The organism is Shewanella sp. YLB-07, from assembly GCF_009377275.1.
In genome coordinates this window covers 502868-516923 of sequence record NZ_VOQB01000005.1, presented here as the reverse complement: position 1 = coordinate 516923, position 14056 = coordinate 502868, and the positions used below count along the sequence as shown (strand labels likewise).

At 46.2% G+C, this 14056-nt stretch carries 12 protein-coding genes; 1 reads left to right on the top strand and 11 read right to left on the bottom strand.

From position 1 onward, the window contains the following. Positions 1-23: 23 nt before the first annotated feature. The 5 genes from FS373_RS14175 to FS373_RS14155 all read right to left on the bottom strand — a co-directional run bounded on the left by FS373_RS14175 (position 24) and on the right by FS373_RS14155 (position 6717). Positions 24-200, bottom strand: a complete 177-nt coding sequence (locus tag FS373_RS14175) for a helix-turn-helix domain-containing protein (RefSeq protein WP_144048065.1) — start codon at positions 198-200, stop codon at positions 24-26. Positions 201-409: 209 nt separating this feature from the next. Next, positions 410-3604, bottom strand: a complete 3195-nt coding sequence (gene putA, locus FS373_RS14170; protein WP_194165851.1) for a bifunctional proline dehydrogenase/L-glutamate gamma-semialdehyde dehydrogenase PutA — start codon at positions 3602-3604, stop codon at positions 410-412. Between the two features lie 305 nt (positions 3605-3909). Further along, positions 3910-4485 carry a TIGR04211 family SH3 domain-containing protein gene (locus tag FS373_RS14165; RefSeq protein WP_322619502.1) on the bottom strand — a complete coding sequence of 192 codons (576 nt, stop codon included), beginning with the start codon at positions 4483-4485 and terminating at the stop codon, positions 3910-3912. Between the two features lie 258 nt (positions 4486-4743). Beyond that, positions 4744-6012, bottom strand: coding sequence for an inorganic phosphate transporter (locus FS373_RS14160; protein ID WP_144048062.1), 1269 nt, complete (start codon positions 6010-6012; stop codon positions 4744-4746). Between the two features lie 24 nt (positions 6013-6036). After that, positions 6037-6717 (bottom strand): TIGR00153 family protein, encoded by a 681-nt coding sequence (locus FS373_RS14155; protein WP_144048061.1) that lies wholly within the window; start codon positions 6715-6717, stop codon positions 6037-6039. Positions 6718-7002: 285 nt separating this feature from the next. Between FS373_RS14155 and FS373_RS14150 the strand changes: the two genes are divergently transcribed. Next, positions 7003-8517, top strand: a complete 1515-nt coding sequence (locus tag FS373_RS14150; protein ID WP_144049108.1) for an inorganic triphosphatase — start codon at positions 7003-7005, stop codon at positions 8515-8517. A 265-nt stretch (positions 8518-8782) separates the two neighbouring features. Here the strand turns inward: FS373_RS14150 and FS373_RS14145 are convergent, their stop codons facing one another. The 6 genes from FS373_RS14145 to FS373_RS14120 all read right to left on the bottom strand — a co-directional run bounded on the left by FS373_RS14145 (position 8783) and on the right by FS373_RS14120 (position 14006). Continuing rightward, positions 8783-9592 (bottom strand): ion transporter, encoded by an 810-nt coding sequence (locus FS373_RS14145; RefSeq protein WP_152829664.1) that lies wholly within the window; start codon positions 9590-9592, stop codon positions 8783-8785. Positions 9593-9665: 73 nt separating this feature from the next. Further along, positions 9666-9995, bottom strand: coding sequence for a hypothetical protein (locus tag FS373_RS14140; RefSeq protein ID WP_152829663.1), 330 nt, complete (start codon positions 9993-9995; stop codon positions 9666-9668). Between the two features lie 86 nt (positions 9996-10081). Then, positions 10082-10735 carry a DUF4178 domain-containing protein gene (locus tag FS373_RS14135; protein ID WP_144049107.1) on the bottom strand — a complete coding sequence of 218 codons (654 nt, stop codon included), beginning with the start codon at positions 10733-10735 and terminating at the stop codon, positions 10082-10084. A gap of 202 nt (positions 10736-10937) precedes the next feature. Further along, complete coding sequence (locus FS373_RS14130) at positions 10938-11624, bottom strand: PspA/IM30 family protein (protein ID WP_144048059.1); 687 nt, start codon at positions 11622-11624, stop codon at positions 10938-10940. 39 nt (positions 11625-11663) lie between these two features. Continuing rightward, positions 11664-12077 carry a YjfI family protein gene (locus FS373_RS14125; RefSeq protein WP_144048058.1) on the bottom strand — a complete coding sequence of 138 codons (414 nt, stop codon included), beginning with the start codon at positions 12075-12077 and terminating at the stop codon, positions 11664-11666. Between the two features lie 201 nt (positions 12078-12278). After that, positions 12279-14006 carry a polyamine aminopropyltransferase gene (locus FS373_RS14120; protein WP_144048057.1) on the bottom strand — a complete coding sequence of 576 codons (1728 nt, stop codon included), beginning with the start codon at positions 14004-14006 and terminating at the stop codon, positions 12279-12281. Between the last annotated feature and the right edge of the window lie 50 nt (positions 14007-14056).

Sequence of the window (14056 nt, the reverse complement as noted above, 5' to 3'; positions counted from 1 at the left end):
TCCCTAATTGCACTGGAACTTGTTTAACCTAAGCGTTTTGCAAATTCAAGATAACGGTTTACTTCATCTTCTTTGAATTTGAACTCATCATCTTCGCCAATGTTGGTAAGTAAGTTCTCTCTTGCGTAACGTTTTATGGTGGCCTCTGATTTTCCTAAGATCTTACTGACCTCATCGAGATCTAGCACTTTGTCACTCATCACTGTCTCCTTTAATTGAATGGGAATGACTCAAGTATAGTCAAATACCACATCAGTGTGCTCGATAAGGACAGCCAAATAATACTATCTCACATCAAAGTGGCGTTATAGCTCAACACTCAAAAACAAAGAGCCAGACACTAAGGTCTGGCTCTTTTATTCGTTAACCTTTAGCTTACGATTAGCTAAAGAGTCATTGAAGGATTCAATTAATCGTCACTATCACCCAAGGAGAGAAGCGTGGCATTACCCCCTATGGCGGTGATGTTATTGGTACGGGTTTTCTCTGTGATGAAGCGAGTCAGATAGAGTGGTCCACCGGCCTTTGGTCCTGTGCCCGATAGGCCTTGTCCACCGAAAGGTTGTACGCCGACAACTGCGCCAATCTGGTTACGATTGATATAGACGTTGCCTACCTTGACCTTGTTGGCGACTTCAAGGGCATGGCCCTCGTTACGACTATGGATACCTAAAGTCAGACCGAAGCCCGTGCTGTTGATCTCATCGATCACCTTGTTTAGTTCGTTAGCCTTGTAGCGAATCACATGCAAGATAGGACCGAAATGTTCCTTCTTGAGCACCTTGATAGAATCAATTTCTACAGCCGTCGGTGCGACGAAGTAACCCTTCTCCGTACCAGCCGGCAGATTGAGTTGCTTAAGCAGAGTTCCTACCTGCTTGATATGGTCGATATGGGCATTAAGGTTAGCCTGAGCCGTTGCATCTATCACAGGGCCTACATCAGTCTTGATTGAGCTAGGATCACCTATGGTTAGCTCATCCATGGCACCTTTCATCACCTCAAGCACTCTGTCTGCGATATCTTCCTGAAGGAAGAGTACCCGTAGCGCCGAACAACGTTGTCCTGCACTGGTAAAAGATGAATCAATAACATCATGGACGACTTGCTCAGGCTGTGATGTCGAGTCGACAACCATGGCATTCTGACCGCCGGTTTCGGCGATAAGTGGGATAATTGCACCTTCACGGTTTGCTAGGGTGCGGTTAATCAGTTTGGCTGTTCCCGTAGAACCTGTGAAACAAACACCACCAATACGCTCATCTGAGGTGATTGCCGCACCGACTGCTGCGCCAGTTCCTGGTAGGAATTGAAGTACATCTTTAGGAATACCAGCTTCATGTGCCAGCTGAACTGCACGGAAGCCAACGATAGACGTCTGCTCTGCAGGCTTAGCGATAACTGTATTCCCCGCAGCTAGGGCAGCGGCTACTTGACCAATAAAGATAGCCAGTGGGAAGTTCCATGGACTGATACAGACGAAGATACCGCGACCTTGAAGGAACAGCTCATTGAGCTCTCCCGTTGGGCCTGGAAGCAATTCAGGCTGAGCCATCATCTTCTTGGCCTGCACGGCGTAATAGCGACAGAAATCTACGGCTTCACGAACTTCGTCGATTCCATCCTGAATGCTCTTGCCTGCTTCACGGGTACAAAGGACGATGAGTTCTTCACGGTTTTCTTCGAGTAGATCGGCAAGCTTCTGTAGCGCATTAGCACGTATTTCGACAGGTGTATTACACCAGTCGTTAAAGGCCAAATCTGCGCCGGAAAGGGCCTGCTCTATGGCCTGGTCATTAGCGAAAGCTAACTTACCCACGACTTTAGTGGTGTCGAAGGGACTGACGACGTCATTCGTTTCGCCGCTTAATAGCTCGCCATTGACTAGAGGACCCGCGTTCCAGCTTGTGTCTTTAAATTTCTCGAGAGCCGCGAAAAATGGCTCAGATTCAGAGATGATGTTCATATTGAGTCCCTTGGAATTTTTACGCTCTGCGCCAAAAATATCGGCGGGTTTAACGATCTTATTATTAGACAGGGTTCTATATTTCTGCAGTGTCTTTATCGGGTGAACGACAAGTGACTCGATGGCGACCTTAGGATCGACCAGCTTATGGACAAATGAGGTGTTGGCGCCATTTTCGAGTAAGCGACGTACCAGATAGGGTAGTAGCTCTTTATGTTCACCAATAGGTGCATAGATGCGAATACGCGTTGTTGGGCTTTCGGAAATTAACGTATCGTAGAGTTCCTGTCCCATGCCGTGAAGACGTTGGAATTCATACAGGCGGTCGCCTGCCATATCCATAATAACGGCAACAGATTGGGCGTTGTGTGTTGCAAACTGAGGATAGATGGCGCCTCTAGTCGCGTCTGAAAGAAGGTAACGTGCAGATGCAAGATAAGAAACATCTGTGCCTGCTTTACGAGTAAAGAGGGAGTATCCACCTTCGCCAGCTTGCTGAGCCCACTTTAATTCACTATCCCAGTATGCGCCTTTAACGAGACGTACAGGGATTTCATCTCCTTGATCTTTCGCCAGGCGAGTTAACCAGCAAAGTACTGGGAGGCCGCGTTTGGCGTAGCTCTGTACTACTATACCTAACAAGCCCCAGCCCTTAGCTGCATCTGAGTTATAGAGTTTCTGGAACAGTTTTAGGTGAAGCTCGAGTCTGTCCATCTCTTCAGCATCAATTGAGATGCCGACATTTAACTCACGACCTTGCTTAATTAGCTTGATGAGTGTGTCATAAAGCTCGGAGAGGACACGATCTTCATTGGCTACTTCATATCTTGGGTGAAGGGCTGATAACTTGATCGAGATAGTGGGTCGGGGCGCTTGGCTCTCATCATAGATTTGCGCGCCAAGTGCAGAGATCGCGGATGAATATTCATCAAAATACTTATCGGCGTCAGTTTTAGTGAGAGCTGCTTCGCCGAGCATGTCGTAACTATGTGTATAGCCAATCTTGCGGTTAGCTTCACTGTTCTTGAGACCATCTTTGATACTGGTACCCAGAACGAACTGCTTGCCCATGATTTTCATTGCTGCAAGCATAGCTTGGCGGATTACGGGTTCACCGACTCGATTGATCAGACGGTTTAGCAGGCTGCTGGGTTTGCCGTCGATATTCTTATCGAGTGTGACAATTTTTCCCGTTATCATTAAGCCCCAGGTGGAAGCATTGACTAACGTAGAGTCGCTTTGACTCATATGCTTATCCCATTTCGCACCCGATAGCTTATCCTGGATTAGGGCATCGGCAGTCGCTCCATCAGGGATGCGCAGTAGCGCTTCGGCAAGACACATCAGGATAATACCTTCTTGTGTCTCTAGACTGTATTGTTGCAGAAATGCATCAATACCAACCATTAAACCTTTCTTGTCATATTGACGAACTTTGGCTACCAAATCGTGAGCTCTTTTAGTAACACGCTCAATCTCTTCGTCACTAGAGGGCACGAGTTTGATCAGTTCAGATAGATATTCATCTTCATCGACAATGTAGTTATTGGTGATGGCTGTAAACAGCTCATCGAGGTTGGCTGAGTCATAAAGACCAGTCAGAACTTCACTTGCTTTGAACATAGTAATCACTTCCATCTGGGCCGGTTAAGGACAGTTTGCTTGAACAAAATCTTCTCTAATTACAGCTTTGAAGAGCCTTTTAGATAAGAGTAGTAAGATGCATCTTATTTTTTGTATACAATCTGGCATCTTTCCGCGGGATAGTATCATCAAAATGTGACGAGGAACACTATAGCGGTCGTGAATGTGAGTTTTGTTTGATCTTGTCCGGCCAGATGGTGTGCAAGGTCACTGTCTATGCGGGTTGGTCAATGTAGAAATTAAAAAGCCAGCATTTGAATGCTGGCTTTTGGGGGACGATTTTGTGGGGAATGGACTGTTTACCAGCGATTCTTCTGCTTACGTCTGGGTCTCGGCAGATAGACTAAGATGACACCTATGAGTAAACCGATAGCTGCAATGATGCCGCCCTCTTGCCACATCTGGAAGCGTTCGTTCTTCTCGATATTAGCTAGCTTGCTAGTAGCGTGATCACGCTCACTGCTTGCCTTAGCCAGGTCTCGTTGTGCACGGCTGAGATCTGACTTGAGTTGACTGAGTTGCTCAGCATTGTTATCGCTGGAACTAAGGGCTTGTTCTAACTCAGACTTGGTCTTATCTAGCTCAGTCTGCACTTCGGGTAACTGTTCACGGAAACTCTTTTTGCGAGTCACCATTTTCGTTTCTACCCAGCCTTCACGGCCCTTATGGTCGATGATCTTAGTGTAGTCACCTTGGGTCTCGCCCAACAGTGAGATTGCCTGGCCCGCCTCTACACTACCCAAGATACGAAATTGGGTACCCGGTCCACCATGAAGATAGAGATAAACTTTATCGGATATGTATCCAGGTTGACCTGCGGCCAAAAGGCTTGGAGAGAGTAATAACAGTCCCACTAAAGCAAAGAATCTTAACACTTTGAATTCTCATCAACGAAATATAGCCACATGCTAGGGATTTGCAGGACGTTTTGCAAGGGCTAGATGCAAGAGATATGTCTGTGAGTGGATGAAGCTTAATTAATGTCAAAACTTAGACGAGACTAGGGGGTACTGTCATGAAAATGACGGGCAAAATGAAACGTCACTTCAGTTTGGTGGTTGAGAGCTGAGGTATAAAAAAGGGAAGCATTAGCTTCCCTTAATCATTTGTGTCTACAGGCTAAGTCTAATGGCTTAGCTGAAGATGCCTTTTATGGTGAAGAAGAACAGAATCGACAGTGCAGCACCAGCTGGCAAGGTGATGACCCAGGAAACAACAATGTTTCTGACCACACCCATGTTAATCGCTGCGATACCGCGGGCCATACCTACACCTAAAACCGCACCGACTAAGGTTTGTGTCGTAGATATTGGGAGGCCGGTACCCGATGCAATCACTACAGTTGAAGCTGCAGCAAGCTCTGCGGCAAAACCACGGCTCGGGGTTAGGTGAGTAATGTTCTTACCTATGGTCTGCATCACGCGCTTACCAAAGATGGCCAGACCCATAACAATACCTACGGCACCTAGTGGAAGGATCCACCATACGATAGCGGCCTCGCTACCGATCTCACCACCACTGTTGACCACTGAAACGACAGCCGCTAGTGGACCAATTGCGTTTGCTACATCGTTAGAGCCGTGAGCAAATGCCATGCAACAAGCTGTGACGACCATCAAGATGGCGAATACCTTCTCGACGTTGCCGAACTGAGTCTGGCGATCGGCCTGAGTGTCCATCTTCAGGCGTTTAATCGCTAACATACCGCCGATACCTACAATAACGGCAATACCCAAGGCTAATGCATAGGCCTCGGCAGTGCTGAAGTGTAGGCCGATATGCTTGAGGCCTTTCTGAATGGTCACCAGAGACATCATAAAGCCTGCCAGCGCCATATAGAAAGGTACGTAACGCTTAGCATTATCCAGTGGATTATCTGTATCGAAGATAAGTTTCTGCACGCTCTGGAATATCATGAAGGCGATAAAGCCGGATATTGCCGGAGTGACTACCCAGGAGCCCACGATACCAGCAACCTTGGCCCATTCTACAGCTTCTGTGCCCACACCTACCGCGGCAAAGCCAACGATGGCACCTATGATAGAGTGAGTGGTAGAGACAGGCCAACCGAGAGCGGATGCTGCTATTAACCAGATACCAGCGGCTAACAGCGCCGAGATCATACCGTAGACCAGTAGCTCTGGTGAGTCGACGAAGTAGGCCGAATCGATGATCCCTTTACGGATCGTACTCGTTACTTCACCACCCGCTAGATAAGCACCGGCAAATTCAAAAATCATCGCTATGATGATCGCTTGTTTAATCGTAATAGCGTTAGAACCAACCGAGGTTCCCATCGCATTGGCTACATCATTTGCGCCAATACCCCATGCCATTAAAAAACCAAAAGTAGCCGCAATTGCAATCAGCAATGGGCCATTGGTGACTAATACATCAACCATGTTGTTACCTTGATAACTTTGTTGTTAGACGCGAGCTAGCATAAGCTCTAAGCGGGAACCGACACGTTCGGCAAGATCTGCCAGGTCGCCGACCCATTCAATTATCTTATAGAGGAACATCACATCGATAGGGTTCATATCATTTTCGATAGCGAACAACTGACGACGGATCTTAATTTGAAGATCATCGGTATCCTCCTCGATTTTATCGAGTTTGGCGATCATCTTTGCGACTAAGTCAACTTCACGACCACGGAAACCGGTTTCTAACAGGTCGTCGAGTTCGTTGATTGCTTGTTTGGCCAGAACGACTGCATCGAGGCAGCGGGACAAATAAGCTTTGAAGGGGACTTGAATCTCTTGAGGGACAACTAACTGACGGCCTATGATACGACCTGAGATATCTTTTGCTTTGTTGGCGATCTTATCTTGCTGGGTCAGAAGTTCCAGAAGATCGGTTCGCTCAACGGGCATAAATAGACCACCGGGAAGTGTTAGGCGGATCTCACGTTTAAGAGAATCAGCTTCACGCTCCGTAGCACTGATCTGCTTACGTAGTACTATTGCCTCATCCCAATCTCCTGCAGCTGTTGCGTCGAAAAATGGGATAAGTATCGATGCACATTGGTGCACTTTGTCTATATGCTCTTGTAGAGGCTTAATTGGCGATTTTGCAAACACGCCCAAAATAGAGTTTACTGGCATTGCCGTGTACCTATTTAGGTTATTCCACTGTTGGAAAAAGCGGGCGCATGTTAACCCAAGCGACCGCGTATTGAAACTGTGATTTACATTAAAACTATCAGTTTTTATTCTAACGAGTTATATCTGAACTGGAAAGCGCAATCCTACGGATTGTTTGTGACAGTAATATTACATTTCACCTAGCAGATGAAATATTGATTAAATATTAATGAAATTTTGATGACAGCTTTTCCAGCGTCAAAAAAATACAGATCTAAACCTGACTACAGAGCGAGCAATTGGCGAATGAATGCCGAGATAGAACTAAAATTATTTTTCCAGTTAGAACAACAACAAACCCTGATTGTTCTGCTAGATAGTCTACCAGATAGTGAGCAGAAAGCCTGCCGATTTCTGTCTAATGGCTATTTCGATACCCCAGATCTACAGCTGCGACGTTGGGACATGGGTCTCAGGATTCGTGGCTGCGATGGTAAGCGTGAACAGACGATAAAAACAGCAGGAACAGTGGTAGGCGGGATTCATTCTCGACCGGAATACAATATTGATATAGATCAAGCCGAGCCCGATTTAAATTTATTTCCTGAAAATATATGGCCAGATGCGGCGAATATTACAGCAGTGCAATCTCAACTGACCTGTTTGTTCGATACGAATTTTGAGAGGCGAACTTGGCATATCTATGTGGATGAGAGCCTGGTGGAAGTCGCCTTAGATATTGGCGAAGTGAGCGTCACAAGAGAGGGTGAAACAAAATCTGAGCCGATTTGTGAGTTAGAATTCGAGTTAATGACAGGCAAGACCGGGGCGTTAATTGACTTAGGTATTAAGGTCGCCGAAACCATTCCCGTACGTTTAGGCAAGGCGAGTAAGGCTCAACGAGGTTACCGGTTAGCGGCTCAATCGAGTCCTTTGAGTCTGGAGGTGCTGGAGTTTATCGCCTTAGAACCAAACCAAGACCTCAAGCAGACACTTATTTCTCTTTTAAGCACTGGCCTGGAACGCTGGCAGCAACTAGAAGCCATGATATTAGAAACAGATGCCTATAGCCTGAAGCAAGTACCTATGCTTTGCTATCGTCTGCGCGCTTGTGTACGACTGCTTAGATGTACCTTAGAGCAGTTTAACTTGCTTAGCGATAGTCTTATCGCTAAGTTTGAATGTATAGAGGCTCACTTGGGCTTCGTCGAGACCGGACTAAGCCTGGCCGAAATATTGAGTCAGAATTGTCAGCTTATTGCCAGACAGCCAAAGAAGGCTAAATTAGCTGAGCAGGCCTTAAGATCACTGCAGCAGTTATCTATTTCGGGTCTTATACAGACGATGCTAACCGATACTTGTTATGGCAGCTTGCAACTTAGCTTAGTCGATCTCTTGTTCGCAATACGAGCAGGAGAGAGTCGTGTCAATTTTAACATTAATGTTAAAACGGGTCTTAAGACCTTTGCCGATCAGATGCAGGAAGCCTCCTGGCAGAAGATTTTAGCCTTGATGCCATCGGAAGCCGACTTGACCAGTCGAGAGTACCAGTCCTTCGCTCGTGCCTTGGATGACAGTATTTTCGTCGGCGTGGCTTATGGTGAGCTTTATACTAAGCAGAGCCGAGATGCATTCAGAGCCCCTTGGCAAGATTTGGTTTTAGGGATCAGAACCTTGGCCGCCTATCGACAGCTGGCTCAGATTAGTGAATCGCTGGATTTAGATATCTCGGATTGGCTGCAGAATAAAGAGGAGAGTCTGGTGTTTGCCATGGAGCACTCGAGGCGATCGGCACTGAGCAATCAGCCGTATTGGAGGTAAAAAGCTAAGATGACGCTGCGCTGGTGGATCTACGTCGGTTATTGTTCCCTACATAACCGACATTCCCACCATCCATGGCGGTCAGATTACAGCTTCGCTGTAGTGTAGGACCGGCTTTAGCCGGGAACGGAATAATCGTAAACCTCGGGCTAAACCCCCATCCAGCAACAAGATCTGCTGCTTCACCTTTTCAAACAGGGTCTAGCCCGTCGAATAGGCGTAGCGATAGGTCAAAGGTCGTCATCTCAGCTTTTCAACCTAGCGCCTAGGGTCTATCCTTATCTTCCTTAATATCTTTTATCTCCTTATGCAGCAGAGTGATCTCTTGCATGAGTTGATCCTGGTTTTTTTCCATTCTATCTAAAGCCATCTTGAGCTCACACTTTATCTCTTCACTTTGAGTTTCAAGCTTCTCGGTTTCATCGGGAGCAATAAATATTGATGCCATATAACCGGAGATCACACCAAAAAAACTGACTCCACAGATAATGACAATGGCGCCAATAACATGTCCTACAGTCGTTACGGGGTAGAAGTCACCATAACCAACGGTTGAAATAGTCACTAATGCCCACCAAATTGCATTCTCAGCGGTGTGAATATTGGCATCGGGTGCGCCACTTTCTACAATCAGCATTAATACCGAAGAGATGGTTAAGATAGTGACCATAGCCACGAGTAAGCTGGCTAACGTTGCTTGCCTTCGTTGTTTTACTAAAGGAGCGATTAACGAGTGGGTCATTCGAATAAGTCGGATTACTCTTAGGATCTGAAATAAACGCGCTAGTCTTAGTGGTTCTATGGCAGGAATACTGGCGACTAAGTCTATCCAGTTGTGTTGCAGGTAAAGAAGTTTGTTGTCGGATTTGAAAAGGTTAACAAAGAAGTAACTCAGAAAAATCATGCAGATACTAAAGTCGATCATCAAGAGTAAGCGACGAGTTTCAGGTTCGGTCTTGGCGAAAGTGAGTACGAGTACTACGATGACCGATAAAAAAGACAGTACCATCATGGCTAACTGAAAGGGGGTTGGGTGAGTCTCTGTTTCGGGGAACCATCGACTTAAATTTGCCATTTCACATACATCCGTTTTTCATCTCATCGCTAGGTTAGCGATGAGACACTCCATAGGTATCTGACTGAGTGTACTAGTTTTTATCGCTAAAGTGGATGAGATCGTCGAGTACCCGTTTTTTTATTTCCAACTGGGACTCTGGAGAGAGGTTATATTTCTCGGCTAGCAGCACATAATCTTCAGGACTGAGAGACACGGTCAGGCGTGGACGTTTAGGTCGCTTAGTGACTGAGAGTCCTAAGATGGTGCGGATCTGATCCGAGGGGCTGAAGCCCGAGTCTAGTGCGGCTTTACGTATGGAGTACTGAAATTTTTCATCTAAGTCGAACGCCACCTGAGTCGCTTTCGCGGCTTTCTGGTTTTGTAACCATTGATCCGGGAGCGAGCTCTTTTTCTTAGTCATTCAGTATTACCTTAAAAATTAACCTTAACAATAAAATTGTTCTTAAAACTCAGTTCCTAGGTTCTAGAACCTAGGAACTGTAGAGCTTATTTCCCGGGCCAATAATCTCGAATATCGGCAAGCGGACGGTACAAGGTTAACATGACATCGGTATCGCCATCTGCATAGACTTCCACATTGACGGCATATTTCTCATCTTCGTCAAGTAGATGATAGGACTCGAATTCATCGCCTGTGGCACCATCGGCATCCTGTGGCGGCTTCTTACCTCGGTAATCTTCTCGGTGGAAGTAACCAAATTGAGCGAAATTGACCTGGTGGTATTCTTTGCCTAGCCACTGAGAAAACTCTGAAACTAACTCACTCGGTAACTTTAATGTGCTTAATTGTGCCTGCTCATCTTCTTCGAATATGGTCCCAAACTGGTCGAGATCGAAAATATGCTCAACTATAGAACGGTTGATCTTAATGGAAAAGGCCAGATAAGTTTCATCGTCTTCATCGAGAGACAAGAAAATTGTGTCATTTCCATGACCCTTGAGTGCCCATTCAGTCAGTTGTTTACGTTGGTATTCATAGGTACTGATGGATTCGACTCTTAGCTGCTGACCTCTGAGTTGTGGCGGCAGTGCGAAGCTATCATCCAGAGAGATCATATCTCCCTTGAGGAGCTTAGAGGGATGATCTAGCTGACGCTGGGGTGTCTCTTTTTTACCAAAAAGACCTTTTAAAAAACTCATCATCACTCCTGATTTTTAATATATTTTAAGCGGCTATTTCCCTAGTAAAATTCACTGGAAAAACTGCTTTGATAGTTAGCCTGCTAAATACTATTTGCGGCTTAAGACAAAAGAGCGCCTTTCTTTATGAAAAGAAAAGCGCTGTACTTTTAGTCAAGGCATGAGAGGCTAGTATCTAGCTTCATGTGAAATCTAATCGCGATTACTTACGAGCCTTGAGGCGGTCCAATACGGCATTCGCGTTGGACTTCTGCTCGCCGATACCGGCTTCAGCTAACTTGGCATGCAGTGACTTATCGCTGTTTTCATCTTCTAAAGCTTCGGATGCTTTCAGGCGATCATCGAACTGCAGTTGACGAGCCTTGATACGCTCCAGCGAATCTTTAGCATTTAACAGCTTAGAGTTGCTGCCGGCGAAAGAGTTAGTTATCGACGCCGTGGCTTTCTGTACGCTCTCAGTGGTCTTTACCATAGTGAGTTGACGCTGGTAGTCGGTTAACTGACGTTCAGTCTTACGCACCAGGTCTTTAAGACGCGCGGCGTGAGAACTGAAGCTGTCGTTAGCAGACTGTTGCTCGGCTAGCTCTTGATCGAGTTGAGCTATCTTCTCGGCAACTTCTAATGCAAGTGTTTCATTTTCCTGCTGTAGAGCTTGAGTCGCAAAACCTTCATGCTCTGTGACTGAACGCTTTAAGCGGTCGATTTCACGGCTGGCTTGCATCTCTTTTGCCATAACATCAGTCAATTCACGCTTAGCTTTGGTTAGGTGCTTCTCTGCATCACGGATCTCCTGTTCGAAGATACGGGTTGAGTTTGCGTCGACTATGGTCTGACCAACTTCGGTGGCGCCGCCACGGAAAGCGGTTAAAATCTTGTTTAGTATGCCCATGATGTGGCTCCTTTAAATTTAGTTGTAAATATATAAAAATTACTTGAGGAAATCGCTCATCTCATCGATGACTTCCAGGCAGTTATCTGACAGAACTGAAAGTTCCTGTTCGATCTCCTGCATATCCGAGTGCACCGATAGCGCACCATAAACTACATACTTATCATCCACTTTTGCGAAAGATGATAATGGCATCGGGATGTTAAGTTCCAACATGGTCTCAAACATCGCCATGCGACTTTCCTGCTTGACTTCGTCTTCACCCCAAAGGTAACTAATACAGAGAACTTGGTTTTCTGTTACCGATACGAATACGGGTATCTCTTCACGACCAACGACATTGACCTGTAATACTTCGACTTCACCATCGATTGGGTAACAATCGAACTGGAGGCCAGTGTGACTCTTGTCACCAAGATCATTGAGGTGGTTAGCAATATTGTGGATATTCATATTTGTCCTCTTTGACATATTATGTCTGGGTTAAAGATAGCATTACGACATAATATGTCAAGTGCTATTTTTTAGAAAAATTATAAGTAAAAACTGAGCTGTCTTATTTATCATTCCATAATATTGAGACAGCTCGATGTTGATCTAGATTCTTGTTTCTGTAGCTGCTTGCCTGTGATAGCTATAGCGAGTCACTGGTCATCAGAATAGTGTCACTCCCTGATTTTCTCTCCAGGCCTGCTGATGGTACTGGTATAACTGCATCGAGCCAATTCTGTTGGCTTGAATCTTGTCTATATCTTGATAGAAGTTCCCTGGAAACTCGAAAGCGCCCTTGATAAGCCCAGGCGTCAGCCAGTCATCTGTTATCGACAGCTGTTCGATGTCACTCAGTCTTGCCTTGGCATTCTTGCCCGATGCAGTGGCTATACTCCAGCCCCATTCACCGAAACTCGGCACATTGTGGTGGTACTGGCTAACATCGAAGCCTGCAAGTGCTAAGGTTTTTCCGACAGAAATAAAGGCCTTAGGCGCATGGTAGGGGGATGTTGATTGTACTGTTAGAGCACCATCTGCACTCAAGAGTTCCTTTAGTTTCTTATAAAAAAGATCTGAGTATAGCTTATTGAGATCTGGATGGCTGGGGTCTGGTAGGTCGACTATGATGACATCATATTTCTCACCTTTCCTCAGTAGTTTATCTACGCCATTAAAGGCATCGTCTACCAAGACTTCGACCCTAGGATCGTTGAGGGCATCACCATTGAGCTTAAGCAAAGTTTGGCTTAATCGCTTTGGCATATCGGCGTCGTGAGAGGTGAACAGGGCCAGCAGATCTTTATCGAGATCCATCAGGGTGACGTGTTTAGGTTGCCACTTTAATACTTGTTTTAATCCTAACCCATCGCCGCCGCCTATGATCAAGACTCTATCGTGGCGAGCCGCCGCTTCCATGGTCGGATGGACCAGAAATGCATGATAAATATGCTCATCGATACTGGAGAACTGCAATCGTCCATTGATATACAAAGAATAAACAGGAGCTATGCCACTGCCTCTCAATCTCTCGGTAAAGGTGAGCTGCTGAAAACGGGTCGACTTAGCATAGATAACATTATCTTTATAGAGCAAGTTATTGAAGTTTTGCTCCCAGCCGGGACCGTGCCAAGCCAACAAGAGTAAGATACCCGATGCGATAAAATGGCCAACCAACAAAATCTTTACGAACTTGATTCGATCCCAGAAGCGCCAGATAAAGATAAAACCTGCCAATAAATTAAAGCTGGCTGTCAATGCCGCCGCAAGCTGAATATCTATGGCTAGCATAAAGGTCACCCAGATGGCGGCTCCTATACCCGCACCTACGTAGTCGGCGCCATAGATGGTGCCGGCATTGTGCATCAGGTGCTCATCACACAGAGATTGGCGCACGCGAGCGATGAGGGGGATCTCCATGCCGATCATCAAGCCGAGCACTACGCCCCAGAAGTAGGGGAGGTATTCACTCAGGTGCTGTAACAGGCCGATGAAGCCGCCTTCGGGGAGTTGATCCGGCGGTAAGCCTAATGTGCTGGCTATGATCAGGGGCAGTTGTTGTCCGAAGCCGATAACGGCGGCAGTGACCAATATGGCTAGTGAGCCACACAGGGCTACGCTGAGTTCGAGTACGGCAAAACCTGTGTAGGCACAGCGTATCTTTCTGGCGGCGAATGCACCTATGCCCATGGAGACGATCATCAGGCCAATCATGGTATAGATGGCGGCTTCTAATGCTCCAAGGATGCGACCTGCATAATGGGAGAGTAGATATTCGTAGATTAAACCACAGCCGGCGAGTACGGCCATGATGCCTAGCAGTAAGGTATCGTCAAACCAGCTGAGTTTTCTTTCTTGGTTTGACGAGCCGGTATTAAGCGCTTTTTCAGTCACTTGTATCTCTTGGATTAAGGAAAATAAAACGGCTAATCAGATGATTAACC

Excerpts from the sequence above, each read along its gene's own strand:
- FS373_RS14175 (WP_144048065.1), bottom strand. The coding sequence starts at position 200 with ATGAGTGACAAAGTGCTAGATCTCGATGAGGTCAGTAAGATCTTAGGA.
- putA (WP_194165851.1), bottom strand. The coding sequence starts at position 3,604 with ATGGAAGTGATTACTATGTTCAAAGCAAGTGAAGTTCTGACTGGTCTT.
- FS373_RS14160 (WP_144048062.1), bottom strand. The coding sequence starts at position 6,012 with ATGGTTGATGTATTAGTCACCAATGGCCCATTGCTGATTGCAATTGCG.
- FS373_RS14155 (WP_144048061.1), bottom strand. The coding sequence starts at position 6,717 with ATGCCAGTAAACTCTATTTTGGGCGTGTTTGCAAAATCGCCAATTAAG.
- FS373_RS14150 (WP_144049108.1), top strand. The coding sequence starts at position 7,003 with ATGAATGCCGAGATAGAACTAAAATTATTTTTCCAGTTAGAACAACAA.
- FS373_RS14145 (WP_152829664.1), bottom strand. The coding sequence starts at position 9,592 with ATGGCAAATTTAAGTCGATGGTTCCCCGAAACAGAGACTCACCCAACC.
- FS373_RS14140 (WP_152829663.1), bottom strand. The coding sequence starts at position 9,995 with ATGACTAAGAAAAAGAGCTCGCTCCCGGATCAATGGTTACAAAACCAG.
- FS373_RS14135 (WP_144049107.1), bottom strand. The coding sequence starts at position 10,735 with ATGAGTTTTTTAAAAGGTCTTTTTGGTAAAAAAGAGACACCCCAGCGT.
- FS373_RS14130 (WP_144048059.1), bottom strand. The coding sequence starts at position 11,624 with ATGGGCATACTAAACAAGATTTTAACCGCTTTCCGTGGCGGCGCCACC.
- FS373_RS14125 (WP_144048058.1), bottom strand. The coding sequence starts at position 12,077 with ATGAATATCCACAATATTGCTAACCACCTCAATGATCTTGGTGACAAG.